Origin of the sequence: uncultured Methanobrevibacter sp. (genome assembly GCF_947166415.1) — an archaeon.
Lineage (GTDB): Archaea > Methanobacteriota > Methanobacteria > Methanobacteriales > Methanobacteriaceae > Methanocatella.
Genome location: NZ_CAMVEE010000022.1, coordinates 1 through 25,362, shown reverse-complemented (window position 1 = coordinate 25,362; position 25,362 = coordinate 1). Strand labels below are relative to the sequence as shown.

The following is a 25,362-nucleotide window of genomic DNA, read 5'->3' as shown; positions in this document are numbered from 1 at the left end:
TAATTTATTCCTCATCAGGTTTTTCTATTACAATGTTTTTAACAACAATATCTCTTCCATTGAGAATTTCAACTGCAAGACTATCACATTTTGGGCATCTGACCATTGGCGCATAATGGTCCTTATCGTCAAGGATTGCATCTCCATGGAAATTGCATTGGGAACATTCGACTTCTACAGGAATCTCTTCAAATTTGATTTCCGCATCTTCCACAATCGTATTTTCCACAAGAACTCCTAAGATAAACTTTAATTGTTCCGGATTAACCATAGCCAATCTGCCAAGTTCAACAGTTACTTCATTAACTTCAGTTGCGTTATTAGCCTCAGCAGTGTCTATGACTGCATTAATAATACCTTGAGCCATTGATAATTCATGCATTTTATTTCTCCTCTATAATATAATATTAATATTATAAATTTAGTTTTGTTTATTAATAAAGCTATTTAATATTTGGCCAAGAGGCAAGTAATACTGGAAAAAATTAGAAAAAATAAATTATTGTTGTAAGTAGCAACATTTAAATAATGACTCCATACAAAGTAATATTAAGATTGATTGGAGATAATACTATGAATTACAAAGAAAAATTCGGTTTTGGGTGCATGAGGCTACCTCAAAAGGACGCAAATGACCCTACCTCAATTGACCAGGACTTGTTTAACCAGATGGTTGACATATACATGGAAAAGGGATTCAACTACTTCGATACCTCTTACGCTTATCACAACGGAACAAGCGAAACAGCTATCAGAAAGGCAGTGGTGGAAAGATATCCCCGCGAATCATACAAAATATGCGACAAGATGCCTACATGGGCATTGACTTCAAACGAAGACAACGACAAATTCGTCAATGAAATGCTTGAAAGGCTTGGAATAGACTATTTTGACGTATTCTTCATACACAACATCAATGTTCCATGGCTGAAGCTTGCCGAAAAGCACGGCTCATTTGAATATGTCAAAAAAATGAAAGCTGACGGAATTGCCAAAAAGATAGGATTCAGCTTCCATGACGACTCAAAGCTATTGAAAAAGGTTTTGGACAAGTATGGGGACTTTCTTGATGTCGTCCAATTGGAACTTAATTACCTCGACTGGGAAGATCCTGCAATTGAAGCCCGCAAATGCTACGATTTGTGCGTAGAGCATGGCCTGGACGTTTACGTTATGGAACCATTAAAAGGAGGAGTAATAGTAAATCCTTCTGAAGAAATTAAAGACGAATTTAAAAAGTTCAATCCGGACAAGTCAATAGCAAGCTTCGCAATAAGGTTCTGCGCATCCCTGGAGCATGTTAAAATTGTTCTAAGCGGAATGAGCAAAATGGACGACCTTCTTGATAACTGCGATACCTATGAGAACTTTGAAGTCCTGACCGGCGAAGAAAACGAATTTTTAGAAAGGATGGCATTGAAGCTAAGGGAATCAGTAGCAGTTGCCTGCAGCGAATGCGGATACTGCATTGATGCATGCCCTGAAATGATTCCGATTCCTGAATACTTCAACCTGTACAACACAAGTAAAAACCAGCCTGAATCAGACATTTACAGACTTTACTATGACAAACTGGGCGATGAAAAGGTTCCTGCAAGCGAATGCACATACTGCGGAACATGCATCGAGCACTGTACTCAAAAAATAGACATACCTGAGGAACTTGAAAAAGTCTGCGAACACTTTGAAGAGGGTTTCAGCCCATATGGGTAACCTTAAGAAACTCTCATTTTCAACTCTTTAACCATTTCACCATTCTTATCTATTTTATATGCCTTCTTGAAGTATTCCACTGCCTTCGGAAATATTCCTGAGTGGTAATATATCAATCCCATAAGAGCCAGGGCATCCGCATTCTTGCTGTCGAAATCCAAAAGCTTTTTCAAGATTTCAGAAGAGCCTTCCAAATCGCCCTGATCATACAAGTCATAGGCTTCCTCATAGAGCACCTCTTCATCATCAACCGTGCTTATTTCAACATTTTCCGTGATGCTGTTCATATTGCTTAAAAGCACTTCCAGCTCATTTGCCGTTTCATTTCCCGGGTCGATGGCCAATGTCTTTTTGACGAATATTCGTGAAATGTCCCTCTGGTCCTGCTTGTAAAGGATTTGGGCCATGAGCGCAAGCGAATTGACATGATGCTTGTCCTTGGCGAGAATGTTGTTCAGGATATCCTTTGCCTGGGAATAATCCTCCCTATTATACAGCTCAAAGGCATCACTGTATTGGATGTCTGCCTCATCAACTAGCTTTCTGTGAACCACTTCCTCGTTAATTTCTTCCCTTTCGCCTGAAGTGTTGTTATAGATTAGCTTGCACATATATTCAAGGATATATTTTGTTGCATTCTTATGAAGCGGCTTGTTATCGTTTCCGCATTTAGGAGAATAGATGCATGCAGGGCATCCGCTCTGGCAATCGCAATTGTTGAGCAGATCCAATGTGGACTTCAAAAGGTCAATGAAAACGTCCACTGCCTTTTCACAAATACCTATTCCACCCTCATATCCGTCATAAATAAAGATGGTTGCCTCCTGTGTATCCTCATGGTAATTTGTTGAAAGGCCACCGATATCGAACCTGTCACACATAGTATGCAATGGGAAAAGTCCGATTAATGCATGTTCGGCACCGTGAAGGCCTCCTGCAAAGACTTCCTCCTCATTTGGAAACATGTCTTCCAGCTTGTCCTTTACATATTTCGGAATTGTGAACCACAATCCCTTTGTATTGAATTTCAAAGGAGGCAAGTCAAGAGGATATGTTGCAATTGCCTTTGAAAACTGCATTTTCTTGTATTTGAAGTAATCCTCGCTTACAGTAAGCTCTCCGAAGTGGATTGTAAGCTTTCCATATCTGGTTTTGGACAGTTTCTTTTTGATTGAGATGTCTGTCTGGTTCAATACCATAGTATGATAGTCCACATCCTTTTGTGTGACGTTGACGAATCCCCTTGAGAGGTTGACGCCGTTTACGACATAGGTATCGCCCTTGTTTATCAGTATTGCCCCTTCATGGGCTTCCCTGTACACCTGTGCCCTTTCCATAGTTTCAAGAAGCCTGCCGTTGTTCATTACCTTGAACTCCTGGCCTGAAATCTGATCAAGGGAATGGTCCATTGCAGGATTGTCATCATAAGGATACATGTAATGTCCGCGGGAATTTATGTACAAATCCTTTTTGGAAACCAAATCATCCAGTATCTCCTCATCGATGTTGAAATACTTATAGACTTCGCCAGGCTTTAGCGGCAGTTCCTTTGCTGCGCACAGCAGATGGGCTTCCTGCAGTATCGGATTTGTAAGGTCGATTATTGCGTTTTCATGGGGTTTGTCAAAAAAGAACTTCGGATTGTTCATGAAATACTGGTCAAGCTGATTTTCGAAAGCTATCAGAACTGCAAGGGACTTCTGGTTGCTTCTACCAGCACGTCCCGCCTGCTGCCATGTTGATATCATGGTTCCGGGATAGCCTGAAATTATGACAGAATCCAAGGAGCCTATATCTATTCCAAGCTCCAAAGCATTGGTGCATGTAACCCCCAAATATTTTCCGCTCTTGAGGCCCTCTTCGATTTCACGCCTTTCTTCGGGCTTATATCCTGCCCTGTAGGCTGCAATCCTATGGGCCAGTTTTCCCTTAACCTGTGTCATGTCCTTTTTGGCCCACATCGCAATAAGCTCAGTAGTCTTTCTTGAAACGGTAAAGCACAACGTTTGAATTTCCTTAAGCATCATGTACATGAAAATGTTTTCAGTTTCCATGTGCACGGATGGGGCGTTTTGAATGTTGACGCGGTTTCTCCTGTAATTCTTGAAGGGATTGTATAAGACAAAATCCTTTTCCCCGCTTGGTGATGTGTCGTTGTCAATCAGCTTGAAATCCTCACCTGTCAATCTGTTGGCCAGCTCCAAAGGATTTGCAAGGGTTGCTGAAGAGAGAATGAACTGCGGATATGATCCGTAGAAATTGGCTATTCTCTTTAATCTTTTTATGAGGAACGCTACATTGGAGCCGAAAACGCCCTTGTAATAATGTGATTCATCAATAACAATATATCTCAGGTTTTTGTAAAACTTAGTCCACTGATGGTGCCATGCCAAAATGAGGTGCAGCTGATATGGGTTTGTCAAAACGATACGGGACTTTTCGCGTATTTCCCTTTTGTCCATCCTTTCAGTGTCACCATCATATGTCCTTGGATTGATTTTTATGTCCAAATCCTTTTCAAGGCCTTCAAGAACATGGAGCTGGTCATTTGAAAGGGCTTTTGCCGGATAAATGTAAAGCGCTGTTGCGTTTTCATCCTCAATCATTGTCTCCATTATCGGCAGGTTGAACGCTAAAGTTTTACCTGATGCTGTAGGTGTAGTGATGATTACGTTTTCGCCTTGCTTGATTGCTTCATAGGTGTCTGCCTGATGCTCGTATAGCTTCATGTTTTCGGCTTCAAGGTAACTGACAATTTTTTCATTCAAATCGTCAACTCTTTTGAAGCTCGCCTTTTTTGCAGGGATAGTCTCCACATGGGCGATATTATCCCTATAACGAACATCATTTTTAAACATATCAATTTTATTAGAATCAGACATAATCTCAGCAAAATAACTTTAATATTACTATTTTAAACTGAAATACTATTTAAATCATTCGAGTTTTTGAAAAACAGGGAAAGTTAGGATAAAAAAATACCCTAACTTATGCATATCATGGAAGAATATCTACTCCCATATGAATATCTCTTGAAATACATCAATATAAAATTATGCTAAAACGAAAATTAGAGTTATGCAATGCAAATTTAATTTGCAAAAGAAACTTTTCAAATGCACACTCACTTACTTTATTAATACCTTAAACACATAAATTAATTATTATAGACTTAAGAGGCAAAAAATGATTTCATATAATGAATTTGAAGATATTATCGTGAATGTTCTCAAAAGAGATATCTCCTCAAATATGGATCAAAGAAAGGCCATCCTATCCGAACCGGACAAGTCCCTTTTCATCGTAGCAGGACCTGGATCCGGAAAAACAACCGTGATGGTATTGAAAATATTGAAATACATTTTTGTTGATGATATTGACCCAAGTGAAATTATAGCTACTACCTTTACAAGAAAAGCGGCTAGCGAACTGTACTCAAGAATATTGGGATGGGGAGATGCAGTGAAAAATCATCTCATTGACCTAAACGATGATGATTTTGAACTCTTTGGAAAAATCGGCAGAATCGATTTCAACCAAATCAAGATAGGCACTACAGACAGCATTTCAGAGGAATTGCTTAGGGAAAACAAAAAGCCCGGGGAAAACCAGTCAGTAGTGATTGAGGATTTCGTGGCAAATTCCGCCATGATAAAAATCCTGATTGAAGACGAAAGGTACCTCAACAAGGACCTTGTGGAGTATCTCAAGGAACTGAGCGGAAAACAGAAGCTCCAGGAACCATCAAAGATGAGCAAAATACTGATGGAAATGAAAAACAGGATTTATTATGACCAGGTGGATATGGACGAGCTATACGAAAAGACAAAACAAAACAGCGGATTCAGAATGGCACTTGACTGCATCAAGGAATATGAAAAAACCCTAAACAAAAGAAACACAATCGATTTTGCAATGCTTGAAGCCGAATTCCTTCAAAAGCTGAAAAGCAATGAACTGGATTCTTTTTTGGATGAAGTCAAAATAGTCCTTATTGACGAATATCAAGACACAAACCTGATTCAGGAGGACATCTACTTTACAATAGCCGAATCAGCCCTTAAAAACGGAGGTAGCATAACCGTTGTCGGCGATGACGACCAGTCACTTTACAGGTTCAGGGGAGCTACTGTCGATTTGTTCACCAATTATGAAAAAAGGGCGAAGGACAGATTGGGCATTGACATTGAAGAGATTAACCTGCGAACCAACTATCGCTCAACAGAAAACATCATCGACCACTGCAACCAGTTTGCGGAACTGGACGGGGAATATCAAAAGGCAAGGGTAAAAAACAAACCAAAAATTATCGCACCGGACTTTGAAAAGGACAAAATGCCTGTATTGGGACTGTTCAGGAACAACTCCGAAATATTGTCACAGGACTTGGCAAGGCTTATAGACCGGCTCGTCAATAAAGGTGAAGTCGAAATGCCTGTATTGAGGGTCTTGGATGAGGAATACTACAGAAAGATTAATGGGGAAAGAAATGTGGCCAAGCTGAAAGAGATAAAAAATGAAAGCATCCGTGCAGGAAAAAGGATTGATAAAATAAGGCTTGCATTGGATAGTGAATATGGGTCTGCATCAGACATTGCAATCTTATCACATTCTCCGAAGGAAAGACAATTTGGAGCCCAGTCATTTCTATATTACTTAAGAAAACACCTTAAGAAACTTAGAAATCCCATTGAAATGTTTAATCCAAGAGGCATTGACCTTCAGGATATTGAAGTTGTCGCCATATTCTGCGGCCTGATGCTTGAATGCATCGATCCCGAATCACAGATACAGAATTCCGACAAGACAATTCCAAATCTCGCTAAAAGGAACATGAGAATCTGGAGACTTAGAGCACAGAATTATATTAAACTAAACCCTGAACCCAACGAACCTATCTCATTAAATGACTTTGTTGTCCGCTGGCAGCTAAGAAGACCCTATCCTGAAACAAACAGCAACGGCACTAAGGCAAAATGGCCGAATACTGCAAGCCTGATGGAACTGGCTTATAAATTAACAACATGGATAGAGGAACTGCAGGATGACGTTGAAGGAATCGTATATCTGGAAGCCATTACAAAATCAATTACTCAAACAGGCTTTTTCAATGATTACCATTCAAACATTTCATTCAAAAATCCACAGCAGGAACGGGAATCCGTACTTGAAGCCATATGGAACATTTTCATACCTATTGCAAGTGGAGGCGTCAGCATTGACGAGTCTCTTCTTGAAACACTTCCTGACGATAGGATAAACGTTCTTTCAATACACCAGTCAAAGGGACTGGAATTTCCATTGGTAATAGTCGATGTAGGTTCCAGATTCAAGAACAACCGTATCAATACACAGAAATGGAGATTTCCAAAATCCATAAAAGATAAAGTAACAATTGAAGATACAATAAGAAAATACAGCTCTATTGGAGAAAATGAAAGAAATGAAAAGGACAAGTCCTTTGATGACTTAATCAGACTTTATTTCGTAGCATTTTCAAGAGCTGAAAGCGTATTGCTGTTGATTGGACTTTATCCATCAATTGAAGGAATTGATAAAAATAACGACCATTTCGATGTTCCGAATATTGCCGTTGGATGGAGCAGGGATGAGAAATATGTCGGATTTAAGGAGATTTATCTAATTTAGGAGATTAATTATGAAATTACCTTCAAGATCAAAAGCTTATATAATTCCAGAGTACAGCCTAACCGGAGATTTGCTGTCATTTTTGACATGCAATCTTCAGTACCGGTACCAGAACAAAGGCACATTGCCTCCGTCAAAACCTGTGCAAAGATGGTTTGGAGAATTCATACATGGAGTGATGGAAGAGGCTTTCATCCAATGGAAGCATGAAAAAACTCCTTTCCCATGGGATTGGAAGGAAGACATCAGGCCAATCGAAGACCTTATTGATTTGAGGCTGCAGGCCAGAGGGCTTTATCCCCATGACGAGGATCTGTTCTACAGCATCTTAAATCAGCCAGACACCGATTTGACAATTGATGATTTGAACGAACATGACCACAAGAAGCTGGCAAGTGCAAGAGCAGAAAAGGCAATCAACATTTGGGGAAAACATCTCTTCCCATTGATTGACTCCTCAGAACTGCTGATTAAGGGAATAAGGGACATGCCGGGCTATGATGAGCACAGAAGCAGGTCCAACTATTATGGAATCAATGGAGTTGTCGACGTATTGACCTCCATGAAAATCAACAGAACAATCGAACAGAGCAATCTGGACAATTATGACAACATGATTATTGAAATTCTGAAGAAAAACAGGGATTTCCAAAAAAGAATAACTGATTGTAAAGAGGGGGAAGATTACGAAATCATAATTGATTATAAAGGAATGAAAAGACCTCCTGTTGAAGTTACTAATCCCAAAGCTGAAAACAAATGGGAAAGCCACAAACAGCAGATATTGACATATTCCTGGCTCAGATCACAGCAGGAAGACTCAAAGCCGATCTTTGCGGGAATCATTTTCTACTTGAATGAACTCGTTCCATCAAAAGAGGATTTGATGCTTATCAAGGAAGAAATGAACAGCGGTTTGATTGATGATGAGACACTGGAAAAATATGAAAATGATTTCGAGATGATACAAAACTGGCAGGAAGATGACAAGGCCCCTGAATTGAGCGACGAGTTCAAACTTGAAAGGTCAATAAGAATTATAAATATCGATGATGATGAAATCAAAAAATCCCTTGAAAAATTCGACAGCGTCGTATTTGAAATTGAAAAATCATTGATAAATGAAATAAAAGGCTGCAAAATTCAGGATGCTTGGAAAGCGGAAGCAGACGAAAGAACCTGCAGCGCATGCGATTTTAAAACATTCTGCAAAAACAACAATCAAACAAAAGAATTTAAAATTCCTTAAGACAAATATAATATTGGGTGTTTTCTATGACAAATTTAGAAAAAAATCAAAAATATTGCGAGGTAATTGAAAGCAAAATCAAATTGGATGCAAAGCCAGTTGCAATGAAACTGATTAAAACTGAAGATGACCTTATTGAAGGTTATGATTTGATTGATGAAAAAATCAGACATTGCGAAATGGTTAGAAAAGCATCATTAGGCAACAAATTCTACTCCACACTTGAACAGCAAGCATGTTTAGGTGGAGCTGGAGCCATTGGACTTAGAGACATGCCTCCAAAATTGGCTAACGGTGAAAAATATTTCTCATTGGGCAGATTCCAAGACCTTGAAACTGCAAAAAAACTCACTTCAAAACTTTCCATCGTTGAAGATGAACACTGGGGAATTATCTATGCACCTCTTGACGAAGCCGACTTTGAAGCGGATGTCATTGAAATTATAACTGAACCTGTAGGCGGAATGATTCTTGCGCAAAGCATTGTCTACAAGACAGGTGAAAAGATCACCCCTTCATTTGCAGGTATCCAATCATTGTGTGGAGATGCATTCGCAAACCCATATATTTCAGATGGAATCAATTTCACATTAGGCTGTGACGGTTCCAGAAAAGCGGCAGACATAAAAGACAACGAAATGACCGTTGGAATAAGCGCTGCCAAAATCGAAGAAGTTATTTCAGGATTGGAATCAATCTAGGAGATTTAGATAATCTTCATAATGATTGATATTCAACAATTCCTTTTCATTTTTTTCTTTTATTCCATAAAACGTATAGCCATCAGCAAATATTTTTCTAAGTATCGGATTTAAGTTGTCATCCTCATTTTCAAGATATGCCATCAGATTTTTCCTATGTGCAACGAACGGCATTCCAAGACCTTCAGCCGTATCTAATAATCCTGTTTTTCTTCTTCTCAAAATTGCAATTGTCCTTTCAGGATTTTCGGAGTTTTGGCTTACTTCAATCATCCTGTTGAATGTTTCTGTTGATACTGTAGGCTGGTCACCTGTTATGCATAGGGCATAATCAGATTTTGAATTTGATAAACCATTGAAAAGAGAAACTGATAAACCTACATCAACAGGATTGTTTTCTATGAACTTTACTGAAGCATCATAATTATCGCCAATAGCTTCTTTTATTTCACTAGCATAATGACCAAGTACCACAATGCATTCATCAATATTTGCGGATAATGCATTGTCGATGGTTGTCTCCAAAACAGTCTTGTTGTTGAATGGTAAAATAAGTTTATTTGTCAAATCTAAATTTCGAGAAATCTGGTCTTTTCTCATTCTGGAATTTTTTCCAGCTGCAGTGATTATAGTTGAAATTGTCATAAAAAAAGAAAAAATGTAAGATATATCAGCTCGGGATATATCTTGTGAGACTACAGTAGATACCCATACCTGTACCTTCACCTTCTACCCACATATTGATTCTGACAGGGTAGTCGTGGTTGTTTGTTACTGTAATTCCACTTGCAGGGTTGTAACCATATAAAACTGCATTTTCATCACCAGTCATACCTACTGGCATTTCAAATCCTTCTGCAAGCACTGCATCTCTTAATGCTCTTGCAGATGGACATACTCCGTGTGCTGCGCTTCCACCTGGTGCGGATTTGTCGCTAGCTGATTCGAAGTATATGTAATCTCTACCACTGCTGGTTGAATTAGGTGGTATGACAGTTCCATTCCATGCTTCGACAAATTGTCTTGCGTTGATTTCCCTTATTCCGTCACCGTATTCAGGGTGTGATCCTAAAGATGTTCCGTAAATGTCAGCCTGTTCTTCAGTATAATTACCTGAATACAACAGGATAGGAGAACCTGTAGGATACTCTGCAGCATAATCCACTACATCCTGTCCGAAAATCAGCGGTACACTGGAAGCGTTGATGTCATTTCTTCCATCGGAAAATCCTACCATCCCTTTCTCCAGTGTAAAATTGTCTCCTTCGGAAGCATCATAATTGTACCAGCTTACGATAGTGTCATTATTATAATAGTCACTCTTGAAATCAAGGTTTTTGATTTCACTTACAGGAACTGATTTTATTACTTTTCCGTCTTCTACAATATCTACCCCATTAACTGTTTTTGTTAATACTTTAGATGGTGCACTATACCCCCATACATAATTATCAGGCCCTTTAACAGCTAATTTATCTCCTTCAAAAGTCAAATATCCTGGCCCAACGATATCTTTTGCATTTCCGTATGAATCGATTCCTTCACTTGATACACTTGCAAAGTCAAAAGGCACAACACCAGTGGAAACTGACATCAATAGGCCTTGAATGTCCAAAGCTTGAATTTGGTGAACAATAAATCCTATGTTTGATAATAATGGGAGTTCTATCGGGTCATTTTGCCCTAAAATTGAGTCCCCTTCAAATATTGATTGACCAACGGTCAAATTATAAGTTTCGGCAATGGATTGACCTGTATATGGAGCGCTATTGACAAAAGTGAATGCAAATAAAAGAACGCATGCGAAAAACAATGCTAAACAAATTGTAATTGATCTACTTCTCCAACTTTTACTCATGCAATACACCATTTATATTATAATAATAATTTATCTATATCTATTATACTATATATAGCTTGTTATATTACATCAGTTTTTCAGAGATTAACTTAATCCTTTCCTGAATTTCAATAATGGTATCTTGACCATTACCCCCAATCAGAATGGCCTCTTCATGTGAGTACTCTGCAACAAATTCGATTATTTCATCAAGAGAACTTACTGTAATCACATTTCCTTCATAACCCAATGAATTGAGCCTGTAAATGGCCATATCCAATGTATCATCAAGACCCGGGAACAATACGATAACTTCAGGATTGTATTTTACGGCAACATCCAAGATATCAAGCCTATGTTCCTCATTATGGCGAGGAGTTCCTATGAATATTGCATAGAAATCCTTTTCAGACAATATTGAAGCCAATGCATCGGAGTTGTCTGTTTTACCAACATAGACTGACGCATCATTGATTTTGTAAACATCCATTCTGCCTTCGACCGCTTTGAACTGTGAAAGGGTGGACCTTATGACATCCTTAGGTATCTTCAATTCCCTTGAAATCGCTGTTGCCAAGCCGGCATTCAGCAAATTGAACTTGCCGAAAAGCTGCAGTTCATCCTGATATTCGAAATATGGGATGTGCTTGCTTGCGGATTCCTTGAAATCACTGTTGAAATCCTGATTGAAAGCGGTAAATATTGTCTTATCAGCGAAAAACCTGACCAAGGTATCCTTATAATTGGCAATGGTTTTGTGAACATCCATATGGTCGTTTCCTATATTTGTAAGGCCGATAAAGTCAAAATCAAAGCAGTATCTGCAAAAGTCAAGAGTCATGTCACAGACTTCAACAAGCAAAATGTCATAATCGCCGTCATTGGCCTCCAGCATCAAATCATAGTATCCTGAAAAGCCTCCTCCGCCGTTTCCTCCAACTAACACTTTCTTGCCGGCGCCCTCCAAAATGTTTTTAAGCATGTGGACTGTAGTGGTCTTTCCGTTGGTGCCTGTAATCCCGATTGTGAACATTTTCTTATGTTTATCAACAACATCACTTAATAAAAGCCCGTTTTCAAGTAATCTCTCAGCAAATGCCCCTCCAAACATGCTTGGGCTGATGGCAATTGCATCACACTGTTCAACAGCATATGGGTTTGTGAATCCCAAATCAACAGTCAGATTGTCTCCGACAATGGAAATTGTCTGCTCGGTATCCAACCTATTCATTGATAAGCGTGGCAAATTCAAGCCTGTCAAGTCAACATTAATATTCAAATCTGTAGCATAAACCTCCCATCCATGTCTTAAAAGAGAAGTTACAGCTTTTTTTCCTTCTACTCCTAAACCAATTACAGCCGCTTTCATAAAATATTTCCTTATTTGTAATTCTATAAATAGATAATACTTTAAATGTAATAAATATTTTGAAAAACTAAATAATTTTTATATTACATATAATAAAATTAAAACAAGGTGTTAAAATGTTTGAAGATGAAAAAGATGACAAAATCTACAATCTTATCATAAGCCAAGGCGTTGATATGAAAAATGAATATGGTCAATTTACAGAAAAGCTATTCTCAAAAGTTGATTTTCTATGGAAAGAATCCATTTCAGGCTCCTATGCACATGCAGGAGATGACTTTTACGGAAAAGTTGATGGAATAATCCTTTTATCCGGCCTTTATAAGGACAATAAGGAACTTTTTGAAGATCTCCTAAAAGCAGGCGAAACATATGATATTCCAATAATTCTCGTAAGACCACTAGGACTTGAAGAAGTACCAGAAATTCTTGAAGAAAAAGCGGCAACCATTGTGGGATGGAATGCAAACTGCATTGTCGATTCTATAAAAAGTGCAAAAGAGTTAATGTAAAAAAAAATAAAAGAAGAATGATATTTACATTTCAACTTTTGAAATACCATTATCTTTTTCAACTTTAATTAAATTGTCAGCAGCATTTTCAAGCTGACTTTCGTGGGTTACAATAATCATTTGAGGCAGTACAGACATCTCTTTTAATAAATTGATTAGTTCATGCCTTCTTGAACTGTCCAAATGAATTGTAGGCTCATCCAACAAGATAGTATCCAATTCACCTTTAGACATTGCCTGTGTGATACCAAGTCTTAAAGCAAGGGCAACAGCTATTTTTTCACCGCCACTAACCATGCTCATTGAGGACTCACCTTCAGGACCGTATAATGTCACATCATACTCATCATCCAAAGTCAAGTCGGAGTAATTGAAATTGAACTCGTTGAAGAATTGCTTGGTGTATTTTTGTATTAAAGGCCTGGACATGTTTCTTAAATCCTTTTGAATACCATTTTTGCTGTATAAACTCCTTATATGATTCAATAAATCAAGATAATCTGAAATGTCATCATATTCTTGCTGGAATTTATCGGCAGTTGAAATCCTTTGGGTTAATTGCTTGAGATTTGCAATTGACTCGCGTGCTCTTCCTTTGATTTCAGAAAGTTCATTGCTGAATTTAACTTTTTGCCTTTCATACCTTTCATAGCGATATATGATTTGCTCATATCTTTCTTTATCGTAAATGGAAGCTTCCATCTTGTTTTTAGTGATGTCAAGCTGATTCATTGAAACGCCGATGTCCTCTTTGATAGTGTCAAGCTGTGTCATCAATGCCTTTTTGTTTTTGACAAAACCTTTAAGCTGGTTGAATTCTTCGTTTTTCTGTTTTAAATCATCGATACGATCCTTAAGCTCATTGGCGCTGATGTCTCCGCTTAAATGAGGATCCTGTTCAATTGCCAGCTTGATGTTTTTAACGTGATTGTCAATTTCATTTTTGACTTGCTTGAGTTTATATTGGGCTTCTGTCTGGCTGCCTAAAACTTCCAAAGCTCCTTTAGCCTTGTTGAATGTATCATATGATTCCTTATAGCTTTCCCTAGCCTCTTTTTCACGGGCAATAACAAGGATGATTTCACCCAACTTATTGCTGATGTACTCTTTGGATTCTAGGCTTTCGTCAATACCGCCCAATTTGACAAGTTCGTTTTGCAAGTGATTGAATTTCTCCTTGTATCCGGCAATGTCCTTGGATAAATCCTGGATTTTGGATTCTTTTCCTTCAAAACTTTCCTTGTTTTTGGTTAATAAGCGAACGGTTTCTTCATTTTCCACAATAGCCTTTTCGTTCTCTTGAATTGTTAAATTATACTGTTTGATTAACTCTTTTTTCTGATATGGAGTTATTTCAGATTGACATATAGGACATTTGTCCTCAACTTCATCCAAGTCTTCCAGTGGCTTTTTGCTTGATTCGATATTCTGTTTGAAAACAACAATCTCCTCATTTTTAGAGATTATGTCCTCGGATAAGTCTTTAATTTTTGCAGAGATTTCATCTGCAAAGCCGTTAGTGACCTTTTCAAGGGAGTTGAAATCGTCAACTTCTGATAGGATATCCTGTGAAAGTCCATTGTCATCCAACTTGTCTTTAGCTTTTGAGAAGAAGTCTTCAATATCATTCCTTTCACCTTCAATGTCTCTTAAAAGAACTTTTTTATCCTGTTCCAATTTGGCCATTGCAGCCAATTCCTTTTCAAGATTGACTTTCTGGTTATTCAATTTATTGATTTCCTCTTCAGAAGCCAGATATTTATTGTAATCCTCTTTTGTTTCATTAACAATGGAATTTTGTTTGTCTATAGAATCCAGCTTATCCTCAATTTCCGCTTCTTGCTCTTTTAGAGTTTGAATGCTACTGACTGATTTTTCAAAGTCAAGATAAACAGGCAATTTTGCGACATATTTCTCAAGCCTGTCTATTTGGCCTTCAGCTTCGGAAATATTGTCCAGATTCTCTTGAACTAAACGCTTATCATCTTCCAGTTTGGATAAAGTCTTTTGCTCATTTTCATAATTGTTGACTTGAGCTTCGTAAATCTCTTTTTCCCTTTCCATATTCCTTTTGCTTTCGGAAATGTCATCCAATAGCTCAGTGACTTCATTTATCTGCTCTTCGAGCTCATGTCCTTTATCCTTAAGGGAATTCAATTCGTCTTTTTTCCTATCGTATTCCTCTTTGAGCTCTTTGGAATTGTATAATTTACCTTTAAGCTCTGAAAGCTGATTTTCATAATCTGATATAATAGGCAAAAGGTTTTTCCATGCTTTTTCTAAAGAATCTATGCCCAATAGCTTTGCAATTAAATTCTTTTTCTCTGCAGATGTCTTATCAATCAAATCTGCGATTTCACCTTGCCTTACATAAATTGCATTTAGGAACAGGTCGGAGTCAATGTCTAGAATTTGGCGAATTTCATTAGCTACTTCCTTATCTCCGGTACAGATATGCACATAACCGCCATCCTTGGAAGTTTTCTTATAGATTGAAGACTTCAACATTGACTTTTTGGATCTGATTATCCTGTATTCCCTGCCATTGGAGATGAACTCCAACTCAACATACATTGAATTTGCATTGTTTCTGACAAGGTCATCGATTTTTTTAGCGGTATGCTGTTTGAATAAAGCAAAACTGATAGCTTCAAGAATTGTTGATTTACCAGCACCGTTTTCGCCCACAATAACACTGATTCCCTTATTGAACTTGATGACAGTATTTTCATGAGATTTGAAATTGTTTAAAGTTAATTTAGTGAAAATCATTCCTGACCCTCCTCAAACTTGACTTGAACATCCTTTGGTTTTGGCTTTGATTTTGGCTTTGGAGCCTCATACTCGATTTCCTCTTCAACTTCAAATTCAATGTCTTCAACAGGAGTGTGATATTTGTCCTCGAAGAACTGATCAACCAATGATTTTGATTCATCAATTTTATCCTTAGACAAGTAATCATAGAGGTCTTTGGCCAGCCCAATGATTTCATCATCTTTGTATTCTTCCAATTGTTTTCCAATAATCTCCTTAGGACCGACAGAATCATTTTCAGGATCTAGAATAATTTCCTCATCAGCCATATTGAAAGTAGGCCTGATCATTAAAGACAAATCGCCAAGCTCTTCCCTAATCATCTCATATACCCTATTGGTATTTGACTCGACATTGTTGATGGTTAAATTCAAAATCGGCTTTTTGTCAAAGTCCTTGATTGTTTCCTTAATGCCGGCAATTCCGCTTTCCAATTTGTTGTAATCAAGAGACCTTTCTATGAATTCACGAGGGATGTCGATTTTTACCCTTTTAATAAGAGGTTTTGGTCCGTCCAAATCAACTAAAACGAAACCTTTTCCATTTTCCCTATAATCTTTAAGTTCATTGGTCTTCCATATTTCACCTGAACCCGGGTAAACCAGTTTTCCTTCTCCGTAATTATCTGCAATATACTGGTGAATATGTCCCAATGCATAATAGGTAAAGTTGTCCGGAAGATCCCCTATTTCCAGCTCATAGTTGTATCCGAAATACTTGTCGATGGATTGGTGCAGGACAAGAATTGATTTTTCATGATTAGCTGCCTTTTTAGACAATTCAACTAATTTTGATTTTAGGTTCTTGGCCTGAGATGCAGGATAGAACGGCAATCCTGCAATGAACACATCGCCATGCATATAATTAGTATTGATTGGACTTATAACCTTCAATCCCAATTTTTTGAAAATTACTTGAGGCGGAATGGAATCGTTACGCATTACAATATCATGATTTCCTGCTATTGCATACATCTGAATTCCGGCACCTTTCAGTTTAAGCAATCCTTTTTGGAAAGTCAAAAGGGCGATTGGAGATGGTCTTGCGGTTTCAAATAGGTCCCCACTGTGTATTACAAAGTCTACTTTTTCTTCGATAATCTTATCGATAACCTTCTCAAACACTTCATAAAAGTCTTTTTCGCGCTCAACTAAACCGAATTGGCGATAACCTAAATGAGTGTCTGCTAAATGTGCAAATTTCATTATATATTACCTTTTAAATTCAATTTTATATAACCAATTCAAACACTTAACTAAGTATTTAATTGAATAATATTTTATTTTATAATATATTTAATAGTTTGCTAAGAGCAAATGAAAAGAAATAATAATTGATTTTCAGATAAAAAATAAAAATTTTGAAAAAAAATAAAAAAAGAGTTTAAAATAAGCTAAATCAGTAATTATAGCCCATTTCTAAACTTTCTTGCTCAAGCTTTTCAATCTCTTCAGATTCCTTTTTCTTGATATCTGCAAAATATGAGATTATATCCATGTCATCACCATGGCGACGACCCTTGAACTCATCTATCTTGACAAGAGTAGGTACCCTGCTCATCAAGCCCAACACAATGGCTTCCCCAACGTTCAGGGAAGGGAGCTGATTGATGAGGTCCTGGGACAAGCTTTCGCTTGCTGACTGGACATGCCTTTGGTCTTCAGGCTCGACAAGTCTTAAGATAATCATGTTGTTCATTTGGGACAATGCGTCATGGTCGACTGTCTTTGGAGACTGGCTTACCAGACATAATCCCAATCCGAACTTACGTCCTTCACGTGCAACCCTTTGAATCCAACGTTTTGAATCGGAATCACGCTTGTTAGGAGCCAAGATATGAGCCTCTTCCAAAATGAAAAATACCGGGAAATCTAAAGTATCGGTGTCTTTACCGTGAATGGCATTTTTTCTTTTTTGAAGTGAATTTCTCATAATATGACTTACCAATACATTGGCGACTGATTCATCACTTTGACTTAAATCCAATACATTAGCGTGCCCTACTTTAATATTAGTCAAAATATTTCCGATATTCTTATCGAATAAATTTGAATATTTATCCATGGAATCATCAATCTTGTTCATGACATCCACAATTTGCTTGTCTGAACCTTCTTCCTGCGAATCCCTTTCAAGAATATCATAGATTATTTGTAAAAAATTATTGGTATGTGCTGTTCCGTCACTGAGTAATTTTTTTGCTTCTTTAAATGCTCTTCTGAAGTGCCTTTCCTGAATGTAACCGTTGCTTGGAATGTTAACCAATCTTTTTATTTCATTGAATGACATGTATGTCGGGTTTATTTTTGGCCTGATTACATTGACTTCACCATTTGGAAACTCCGCACCAACATATTCGCCATGCATATCAAATACGAATACCGGAACATCGTATCCTAGAAGCTGATCAATCAAAACGGAAACCGTATTGGATTTACCAGCACCTGTCATCGCCAATATGGCCAAATGCCTTGACAGGATAGGATTTGCCTCAACATTGACCTCCACATCACTTTGATTGACAAGTGTTCCCAATCTGATAGGGTATTTAACCTTAAATATCTCCTTTAAGATTTCCTGATTTGCCAGTTTGATTTCAGTTCCCGGAAGTGCAGGTGTTCTAGGCAATTTCAAATTGTCGTTAACGTCTCCGAGGATTTTTACCTTTCCGCGGATGTAATTGTCTTCAACGCCTATTTTGGAAATCTTTTGAATAGCTTTGAAATCATTAATATCCACATTTAAAGCATCATTGCCCCTTATGAGGTTTTCAATCATTCCCAAAACCTTTTTGCCGTCATATTCCATTGTAACGTATTCGCCAACTTTTGGCATTTTATCTGAAATAAATGTAACTTCGCTTAGAGATGTTTCCCCAATACAAATTCCAACTACCATCTAAACCACCTATAACATTTCCCTGTTTGTTGTCTCATAAATCTTAGCAATCTTCAACAATTCCTTGATGTTTCTGTCTGTAATAACCACGTCGTTATGCGCTTTGCTCAACAGATACGGGTATCCCTGAACGGATAACTTGTTTATCTTTTCTATAATCCTAACTACCTCTCCAATGGATGCTTTGTAAGGCAATTCCACTTTCAAGACATTTTTGTTGTCCTGAAGACGTACATAGAATACTGTGAATTGCAGTCTTTTGAAAAAATCATTGTAAAATGGAAAAGGAGCATTTTTGAATACTCTGCGATATTCTATTTTGGAGAGCCCCTGTTTTTCTGTGAATTTATCCAGAATAGCAATGTCCGGAATTTTCCATTCGAACAGCTCTGTGTCAGAAGAGGTTTTGGAGATTGAAATGATTTTTCTTTTGTTTTCCAAAAGCTCCTTTAAAAGAATTATCTTTTCTATAGAGGCCAGATGCAAATCGAAGTCTTCCTTATCCTCAAACTCCTCATCGACATTTACATCCACAAGCACTCTGCCCTTTATCTGCGGAAATACGAAACCGAACTTGTTGATTTCAAGTCTTCTTTCAAATTCATTCAATAATGTTTCGTCCAGATTTTCCTTTATTTTGGACGGTAATTTTGCGCCTTTAGGAAATGCGTTTTCCAAATCTCCAAGAATGGATCCGTCAAACATGTAATAATCCACATCATATTCCTTAATCGCCCTCAATGCACATTTAAGTTCATATATTGACATGTAATTGCTTAAAAGTTCATCTAAGAACGGCACATGGGAAATTTCAAAGATATCCCCATCATCAATCTTTTTGATTTCACCATCGTAAATGATGGATTCAGCACCGGCAGCACAAAAATTGATTGTCAGGAATTTTTTCTTGTTGAAGCTTCCGTCTCCGGCCGCTATTGAAAAATCGTCAGAGCTTTCATTGAATTGTCTGTCAAACCAAACCCATTCCAATTGGGAATCGACATTATTGTCTGAATCGATTTTTTGGATGTATCCTCTTTTAGCGATGGCTTTCTCATACAGTAAATTTAACATAATATTTCATATATTGATAAAATAATAAAAAAATGTGGTGAGAGCAGTTGAAAACTACTCCATTGAAGCCTTTAAAATAGCTCCACTAATTTCTTTAATTTTAGCTTCGACATCTTCAGCGTCTTCCACAACGGTACCGGTTACAATAATGTCTCCGCCGGCTTTTGCTGCCATATAAGCTGCTTTGCCGTCACGAATTCCTCCACCTACAACAAGTATATTTTTTGGAGCTGCCTTTTTAGAGTAAGCTACCATTTCAACTGGAATTGGCTCTTCCGCACCGGATCCTGCTTCAAGATAGAAGAATTTGATTCCGAAGAGTTCTGCTGACATCGCATATACCGCAGGTATTTTAGGCTTGTTTCTAGGCACCAAATTGGCATCTCCTACCCATCCAACGGTACCTCCAGGTGAAACCACCATATAATGCATAGGCAATATTTCCATTCCTGAAGCCTTTACTGCAGGAGCGGCGAGTGCCTGAGCACCGTTAATCCAATATGGGTTTCTGGAGTTTACGTAACTCATGTAAAAGATCGCATCAGCATATTCACTTACACAACTTGTATTTCCCGGGAAAATGATAATCGGAACCGCGATGTTTTCGGACAATATCTTGCATGTATTGTCTACATCATCACCATTAACGGTTGATCCTCCAATCATGATTCCATCAGTACCACCTTCAATGGCTGCAGTTGCAATTTCCAAAGCCTGTTCAGGTGTTTGTTCATCAGGGTCAATTAAAGTGAAGTGTAATTTCCTTGTTTTTAATATATCTCTAATGTAATTTTCAACGTCTTTCATAAGAATACCTAAAATAAGATTTATAAAAAATGATATATTAAATTAATTGTTTTTAAAAATATGAAATAAAAAATAATAATAAAAAAAAGTAAAGAGAATAAATCTATCCTCTTGGTTCTTTAGCTTTAAATCTTAAACCTTTGTAACCACATTTTCTGCAAGTAGTTGCACCAGCAGGGTTACGAGCGTTACATTTTAAGCAGATTTTAATATTGAACATTCTGTTTTCTGCTTCTTCGAATCTTGCCATTAATAATTCCTCCTTATAATCATGAAAATTTAATAATAATAAACGTTATGAAATTAAAAGAAATCCAGTTTTCATAACTATTAATAAATTATATTACCTTAATAGTATTTAAAGGTTTAGTAAAAAAGAGTTAAAACAATGAATATTCCACCATTGTGAAAAATATTATTGCTCATTTGATTCCAGAAATTCGTTCTGTATTTCAACGACCTCCGCACTGGTATCGGCCTCACTGTATGCCTCAAGCAGGTCATGGTTAAGTTCCAAAAATGTATGGCCCCATTTGAAGCCGTTTAGAATTTCACGAGCCTCCTCTTTAAAGCGTGTAATGTATAATGTGGCAGATATTGCCTCAACAGTGGACAATATGCACGGTTTGCCGTAGTTTACTGGATTCGTAGCTATCAGAAACGGCAATGACCTGTGATACTTTGAAAGGGAAAAGAATTTCCTTGAGCTTGAAACCTCATTCCATGAACAGTCAAGCCCAACGATTCCCCTTCTGTGAACATATCTGTAGTCCTCATAGGATACGGCCTTTTCAGCATATGGATTCAATACGATTGCACCGCTTGGAATCTTGTTGATATTGTAGACAAGCTTGCATTTGCCTAACCTTTCCATTTTGATGGAAGTGCACTTTTTCCTGTCGCATTCATCCGCATGAAAAACCGTAATTCTCATTTACTGTGCTCCCTCTAAAGCTGAAGTGTTTCCAGCCTTATACTGCTGGATAAGTTCCATCTGCTGAGCAAACTGATCATCAGTCAATCCGAATTGAGAACTGACAGTCGGAACATTGCTGCTTTCCTTTAAGGTTATGCTTTTAAGCAACGGTTCGACGAATTTTGTGTATGAATCACCATATGCATTTACGGTAGTGTTGACGGTTGAATTTGCATCAAATATTGCGTAAATGAAATATCCTTGTTTTTCCTTTTGTGATTGGCAAATTACAATAGTCATCACATCATCAGTATTGTTGGTGTTGTTGCCCGCAACCGCTTCTGTGAAGTAAATGTTCCAGTCGTTTCCGTTGAAGTTGCGGTGTTCAGGATTCCTTACTCCCTGAACGTAATAGATATCCATCAATGCAGTTGAATTGTCGACGGTTGAGATATTGTAAGTGATTCCATGCTCCTTATCCTCATAGGAATGCATGTAAGCTTCGGAATCGTTTACAAGCTTAACGTTCTTGCCTGCAAATGACCCTTCCATGAATTCTGTTTTGAATGGAGTGGTTCCCAAATCACCCAGCCCATCGTTTCCGATAATGCTTCCTAAACTTGTATATATGGCAGCCCCAACAGCTATGATGGCTATTGCGACCACTGCAATAATTATAATATTTTTTCTATCCATTATGAAAACTCCATAATTTTAATAATATAATTTTAGTAAATTCTGTTTAATAAAGTTTAGTTTAATTAAAAAAGTATTTTTATTAATAAAAACAAATAATTAACAAAATAAATTAATTAGGTTTAATTATGAATAATAAAATCAAATATGAAATAATATTATTGGTCCTGATTACAATTGTAATATTCAACACGGCAATAATCATGACCGCCGATGACACTGTCCAGGGGGACAATGTCTACAATATTACAGAAGTGGGGCATAATAAAAACGGTACAGTATACAAGATCGTTGCAGGAAATGCGTCTTCAAACGATACCGTAGGAATTATCCTCGGAGTCCATCCTAGAGAACATGAAATCCATGAGGCCATAAACAACACAATAAACAACATTACTGGAGACAACGGAAGCAGAAACCTTACCAAGAAATTCGTAATCTACTATGTTGTTGTAAAAGACAATATATCCTCAAGAGACGACACAAGGCCTGCCGGTGAAAACCTGGCCCACAAGTTCATTGTGCCTAATATCGCAAAGGACAAACCGTTCCTTGTCGTTGACGTTCATGAAATAAATCCTGATTATGAATACTCCAATTTCATATTTTCATTATCAAACAGAAACGCAAAAATCGATTCATACATCAAAAAAATAACAACCGATGTAAACCTTGTGGATTATAATTTCGATGAGGGAACCAGTCCCGAAAAGGTTACAGAACCTATCGCCAAAAAAGGCATAAATACACTACTGATGGAAACATCAATTACAGACTCACAGAGCCAAAAGCAGCAGACTGCAAACAATCTGATAAAAAGTTTAGATGAACTGACACCGTAACAGGAGATATCATGAATAACAAGCGTGGAATTCTCATTGGCAGAATGCAACCTGTCCATAACGGACATATCCAAGTAATCAACAAGATTCTTGAGGAAGTGGATGAAATCATTATAGGAATCGGAAGCGCCCAATTGAGCCATGAGCTTAAAAATCCGTTCACTGCAGGTGAAAGGATCCTGATGATGAACCAGGCACTGGCAGAAAGCGACATTGACCCTGGAAGGTATTACATCATTCCTATGGAAGACATCAATTTCAATGCAATCTGGGCTTCCCATGTAAAGATGATGACCCCTCCGTTTTCAATAGTTTATTCCGGAAATCCACTTGTCAAGCAGCTGTTCAAGGAGGAGGGAATTGAAGTAAGGCAGCCTCCGCTTTATGACCGCCTGCACCTGTCCGGAACAGAAGTGAGACGCAGAATCCTGGAGGATGAGAACTGGCAGGAACTGGTTCCGAAAGCCACTGCAGATTTGATAGCTGAAATCAATGGGGTTGAAAGACTGAAAAATCTCTCAATCAAGGAAATCAGTGATGTATAACAATAGTTATATAAGATGAGATTAAATATAATTAGTATCTATTACAATAAAGGAGACATACTATGGTTGTAAGAGTTATTGAAGCAAAAGAAGACAAAGTTACAACAGCAGACCTAATAGCTGAAATCAAGAAAAGCACAAAAATTGACTATTCCGGTGCAATATTCACTTTTGAAGGAATTGTACGTGGAAAAGAAGAGAACATGAACCTTAAAAAATTAATTCTCACAACTCCAGATAAAGAAAAGACCCAATCAGAAATCGAAAAGATTGTTGAAAATGCCAAGATAAAATACAACGTCAATGAAATATCCGTAATACACTACATAGGCGAGTTCTATACTGGAGACATGTTATTCTTAGTTGCGGTTTTAGGCAATCACAGAGGCGAAACCCTTGACGCTTTAAAAGAAGTCATTGAAACCGTAAAATATGAAGTTGAATTTAAAAAAGAAGAAATATCCGAAGAAGGTACAAAAACCATTCTTGCGGGAGGTTAAACCATGATTTTTTGGTTAATAAGAGTAATAATACTATTCCTGATAATATATGCTGTCATCAAAAACCTGAAAACACTTCTAAAGGCAGGAATAGTTCTTTTAATAATTTTTATATTGTTAGGATTTTTAGGATATTAAATCCTATAATCCCAAAACTTATTTTCCTACAATTACTTCTGTAGATTTAATGATTGCTGCTACATCATCACCTTCTTTTAAGCCTAACCTTTCAGCAGACTCTTTAGTGATAACCGCAGTAATAACATTAGGTTCTGTTACTTCTATTTTGATGTTAGCCATAACTGCACCGAGTTCTACACTAGTAATTTTACCTTTTAATTGATTTCTTGCACTGTATTCCATAAATAAACCTCCTAATAAATCAAATTTATTTTCCAATGATAACTTCAGTAGATTTGATGATCGCTGCTACATCATCACCTTCTTTTAAGCCTAACCTTTCAGCAGACTCTTTAGTGATAACTGCAGTAATAGTGTTAGGTTCGTTCACTTCGATTTTGATGTTAGCCATTACAGCTCCGAGTTCAATATTTGTAACTTTTCCTTTCAATTGATTTCTTGCACTAATTTCCATATTTAATCACCTTATGTTTTACACAATAACATTGTGTCGAATTGTATATAAATGTTTCGTTTTTTAGCAAATAAAGAATTTTTAAATCGATTACGGATTTTGCTTCATATCGAAAAATGAAACCTTTTTAAGATAAGAAAAGCGAATATAATAAATATGAAAGTCGAACTAGAATCAATAGGCACAATCCACACAGAATTCACCGAAATTGAAGGGATGCCAATCCAACCGACCGGCGCCAAGGGAATCGAAGGAACACTGGAAATCAAAGACAAATATGCGGACGGTCTAAAAGACCTTGACGGCTTTTCTCATATTCATATCATTTATTTGCTTCACAAAGTTGAAGGATACATGCTTGAAGTGAAGCCATTCATGGACAACGATACCCACGGAGTATTTGCTACAAGATCTCCAAAAAGGCCAAACAGAATAGGCATGAGCGTCGTTAAACTGAATAAAGTTGAAGGAAACAAGGTATTCATTGAAAATATAGACGTTTTGGATGGAACACCACTGATTGACATAAAACCCTACGTCCCCCAATTGTATGAGGATACTATTGATGAGCTTAAAATCGGCTGGTTTGAAAACAATCACCAAAAGGCAAAGTCACAGAAATCAGATGACAGATTCAAATAA

General features: G+C 37.4%; 25 protein-coding genes. 10 read left to right on the top strand and 15 right to left on the bottom strand.

The window, feature by feature from the left end:
• Window positions 1–4: 4 nt before the first annotated feature.
• Window positions 5–382, bottom strand: coding sequence for a hydrogenase maturation nickel metallochaperone HypA (gene hypA / locus Q0W25_RS06110; protein WP_297828035.1), 378 nt, complete (start codon window positions 380–382; stop codon window positions 5–7).
• Between the two features lie 191 nt (window positions 383–573).
• Here hypA and Q0W25_RS06105 point away from each other — a divergent pair, with 191 nt between their 5' ends.
• Entirely contained in the window at window positions 574–1,713 is a 1,140-nt protein-coding gene (locus Q0W25_RS06105; RefSeq protein WP_298520222.1) for an aldo/keto reductase, read from the top strand.
• A 2-nt stretch (window positions 1,714–1,715) separates the two neighbouring features.
• Here Q0W25_RS06105 and Q0W25_RS06100 read toward each other — a convergent pair whose 3' ends face one another.
• Window positions 1,716–4,595, bottom strand: coding sequence for a DEAD/DEAH box helicase (locus Q0W25_RS06100; RefSeq protein ID WP_298520219.1), 2,880 nt, complete (start codon window positions 4,593–4,595; stop codon window positions 1,716–1,718).
• A 304-nt stretch (window positions 4,596–4,899) separates the two neighbouring features.
• On the opposite strand from Q0W25_RS06100, the gene Q0W25_RS06095 reads away from it, so the two are divergent.
• The 3 genes from Q0W25_RS06095 to Q0W25_RS06085 are packed head-to-tail and all read left to right on the top strand — an operon-like array spanning window position 4,900 to window position 9,312.
• Window positions 4,900–7,362, top strand: coding sequence for a DEAD/DEAH box helicase (locus Q0W25_RS06095; protein WP_298520216.1), 2,463 nt, complete (start codon window positions 4,900–4,902; stop codon window positions 7,360–7,362).
• A gap of 10 nt (window positions 7,363–7,372) precedes the next feature.
• On the top strand, window positions 7,373–8,611 hold the full coding sequence (locus Q0W25_RS06090; RefSeq protein ID WP_298520213.1) for a PD-(D/E)XK nuclease family protein: 1,239 nt from the start codon (window positions 7,373–7,375) through the stop codon (window positions 8,609–8,611).
• Window positions 8,612–8,637: 26 nt separating this feature from the next.
• Window positions 8,638–9,312 carry a DUF169 domain-containing protein gene (locus tag Q0W25_RS06085; RefSeq protein WP_297826584.1) on the top strand — a complete coding sequence of 225 codons (675 nt, stop codon included), beginning with the start codon at window positions 8,638–8,640 and terminating at the stop codon, window positions 9,310–9,312.
• On the opposite strand, the gene Q0W25_RS06080 is transcribed toward Q0W25_RS06085, so the two are convergent.
• The 3 genes from Q0W25_RS06080 to Q0W25_RS06070 all read right to left on the bottom strand — a co-directional run bounded on the left by Q0W25_RS06080 (window position 9,304) and on the right by Q0W25_RS06070 (window position 12,521).
• Window positions 9,304–9,957 carry an NTP transferase domain-containing protein gene (locus tag Q0W25_RS06080; protein ID WP_297826581.1) on the bottom strand — a complete coding sequence of 218 codons (654 nt, stop codon included), beginning with the start codon at window positions 9,955–9,957 and terminating at the stop codon, window positions 9,304–9,306. The two genes, Q0W25_RS06085 and Q0W25_RS06080, sit on opposite strands and share 9 nt — an antisense overlap.
• A gap of 25 nt (window positions 9,958–9,982) precedes the next feature.
• Window positions 9,983–11,170: a hypothetical protein gene (locus tag Q0W25_RS06075; RefSeq protein ID WP_298520209.1), complete on the bottom strand. Its 1,188-nt coding sequence runs from the start codon at window positions 11,168–11,170 to the stop codon at window positions 9,983–9,985.
• Between the two features lie 67 nt (window positions 11,171–11,237).
• Window positions 11,238–12,521: a Mur ligase family protein gene (locus tag Q0W25_RS06070; RefSeq protein WP_298520206.1), complete on the bottom strand. Its 1,284-nt coding sequence runs from the start codon at window positions 12,519–12,521 to the stop codon at window positions 11,238–11,240.
• 116 nt (window positions 12,522–12,637) lie between these two features.
• On the opposite strand from Q0W25_RS06070, the gene Q0W25_RS06065 reads away from it, so the two are divergent.
• Window positions 12,638–13,033, top strand: a complete 396-nt coding sequence (locus Q0W25_RS06065; RefSeq protein ID WP_298520203.1) for a nuclease — start codon at window positions 12,638–12,640, stop codon at window positions 13,031–13,033.
• 24 nt (window positions 13,034–13,057) lie between these two features.
• On the opposite strand, the gene Q0W25_RS06060 is transcribed toward Q0W25_RS06065, so the two are convergent.
• From Q0W25_RS06060 to Q0W25_RS06025, 8 genes are all read right to left on the bottom strand, one after another.
• Complete coding sequence (locus Q0W25_RS06060; protein WP_298520200.1) at window positions 13,058–15,805, bottom strand: SMC family ATPase; 2,748 nt, start codon at window positions 15,803–15,805, stop codon at window positions 13,058–13,060.
• Window positions 15,802–17,052 (bottom strand): DNA repair exonuclease, encoded by a 1,251-nt coding sequence (locus tag Q0W25_RS06055; protein ID WP_298520197.1) that lies wholly within the window; start codon window positions 17,050–17,052, stop codon window positions 15,802–15,804. The genes Q0W25_RS06060 and Q0W25_RS06055 overlap by 4 nt, the downstream gene beginning before the upstream one ends.
• A gap of 193 nt (window positions 17,053–17,245) precedes the next feature.
• The gene (locus Q0W25_RS06050) at window positions 17,246–18,745 is read right to left on the bottom strand and encodes an ATP-binding protein (protein ID WP_298520192.1); all 1,500 of its coding nucleotides are present in this window, start codon (window positions 18,743–18,745) and stop codon (window positions 17,246–17,248) included.
• A gap of 9 nt (window positions 18,746–18,754) precedes the next feature.
• A complete protein-coding gene (locus Q0W25_RS06045; RefSeq protein ID WP_298520189.1) occupies window positions 18,755–19,819 on the bottom strand; it encodes a DNA double-strand break repair nuclease NurA in 1,065 nt (354 codons plus the stop codon).
• A gap of 54 nt (window positions 19,820–19,873) precedes the next feature.
• On the bottom strand, window positions 19,874–20,626 hold the full coding sequence (locus Q0W25_RS06040; RefSeq protein ID WP_297826559.1) for a geranylgeranylglyceryl/heptaprenylglyceryl phosphate synthase: 753 nt from the start codon (window positions 20,624–20,626) through the stop codon (window positions 19,874–19,876).
• Between the two features lie 103 nt (window positions 20,627–20,729).
• A complete protein-coding gene (locus tag Q0W25_RS06035; RefSeq protein WP_297826556.1) occupies window positions 20,730–20,876 on the bottom strand; it encodes a 50S ribosomal protein L40e in 147 nt (48 codons plus the stop codon).
• 165 nt (window positions 20,877–21,041) lie between these two features.
• Window positions 21,042–21,560 (bottom strand): DUF367 family protein, encoded by a 519-nt coding sequence (locus tag Q0W25_RS06030; protein ID WP_297826553.1) that lies wholly within the window; start codon window positions 21,558–21,560, stop codon window positions 21,042–21,044.
• On the bottom strand, window positions 21,561–22,238 hold the full coding sequence (locus Q0W25_RS06025; protein WP_298520185.1) for a hypothetical protein: 678 nt from the start codon (window positions 22,236–22,238) through the stop codon (window positions 21,561–21,563).
• Between the two features lie 128 nt (window positions 22,239–22,366).
• On the opposite strand from Q0W25_RS06025, the gene Q0W25_RS06020 reads away from it, so the two are divergent.
• From Q0W25_RS06020 to Q0W25_RS06005, 4 genes are all read left to right on the top strand, one after another.
• Window positions 22,367–23,080 carry a hypothetical protein gene (locus Q0W25_RS06020; RefSeq protein WP_298520183.1) on the top strand — a complete coding sequence of 238 codons (714 nt, stop codon included), beginning with the start codon at window positions 22,367–22,369 and terminating at the stop codon, window positions 23,078–23,080.
• Window positions 23,081–23,091: 11 nt separating this feature from the next.
• On the top strand, window positions 23,092–23,625 hold the full coding sequence (locus Q0W25_RS06015) for a nicotinamide-nucleotide adenylyltransferase (RefSeq protein WP_297826543.1): 534 nt from the start codon (window positions 23,092–23,094) through the stop codon (window positions 23,623–23,625).
• 62 nt (window positions 23,626–23,687) lie between these two features.
• Window positions 23,688–24,125: a molybdenum cofactor biosynthesis protein MoaE gene (locus Q0W25_RS06010; protein ID WP_297826540.1), complete on the top strand. Its 438-nt coding sequence runs from the start codon at window positions 23,688–23,690 to the stop codon at window positions 24,123–24,125.
• 3 nt (window positions 24,126–24,128) lie between these two features.
• Window positions 24,129–24,263: a hypothetical protein gene (locus tag Q0W25_RS06005; protein ID WP_297826537.1), complete on the top strand. Its 135-nt coding sequence runs from the start codon at window positions 24,129–24,131 to the stop codon at window positions 24,261–24,263.
• Window positions 24,264–24,281: 18 nt separating this feature from the next.
• Here Q0W25_RS06005 and Q0W25_RS06000 read toward each other — a convergent pair whose 3' ends face one another.
• Window positions 24,282–24,488 (bottom strand): molybdopterin-binding protein, encoded by a 207-nt coding sequence (locus Q0W25_RS06000; protein WP_298520177.1) that lies wholly within the window; start codon window positions 24,486–24,488, stop codon window positions 24,282–24,284.
• 25 nt (window positions 24,489–24,513) lie between these two features.
• Window positions 24,514–24,720: a molybdopterin-binding protein gene (locus Q0W25_RS05995; RefSeq protein WP_298520173.1), complete on the bottom strand. Its 207-nt coding sequence runs from the start codon at window positions 24,718–24,720 to the stop codon at window positions 24,514–24,516.
• 156 nt (window positions 24,721–24,876) lie between these two features.
• On the opposite strand from Q0W25_RS05995, the gene tsaA reads away from it, so the two are divergent.
• Window positions 24,877–25,362, top strand: coding sequence for a tRNA (N6-threonylcarbamoyladenosine(37)-N6)-methyltransferase TrmO (gene tsaA, locus Q0W25_RS05990; protein ID WP_298520170.1), 486 nt, complete (start codon window positions 24,877–24,879; stop codon window positions 25,360–25,362).